The sequence below is a fragment of the Kitasatospora phosalacinea genome (genome assembly GCF_030268885.1).
Lineage (GTDB): Bacteria > Actinomycetota > Actinomycetes > Streptomycetales > Streptomycetaceae > Kitasatospora > Kitasatospora phosalacinea_C.
Window position 1 is genome coordinate 1 of the sequence record NZ_BSSA01000137.1, and the last position, 273, is coordinate 273.

Below are 273 nucleotides of genomic sequence, written 5' to 3' on the forward strand. Positions count from 1 at the left end.
CGGTGGCGGCGATGTGGAAGGCCTCGGCGATCACCCGGGGGATCTCGGCCGGGTCGGTGACCAGGTAGTTGTGCTTGGTGATCGGCATCGTGATGCCGCAGATGTCCGCCTCCTGGAAGGCGTCCGTACCGATCATGGTCGAGGGCACCTGGCCGGTGATCGCGACGATCGGCACCGAGTCCATGTACGCGTCGGCGATCGGGGTGACCAGGTTGGTCGCGCCCGGGCCGGAGGTCGCCATGCAGACGCCGACCCGGCCGGTGGCCTGCGCGT

The 273-nt window shown here is 69.6% G+C and carries 1 protein-coding gene; it reads right to left on the bottom strand.

From position 1 onward, the window contains the following. A partial coding sequence (locus QSK52_RS39260; protein WP_285681365.1) for a thiamine pyrophosphate-binding protein occupies positions 1 to 273 on the bottom strand: 273 nt, incomplete at both ends.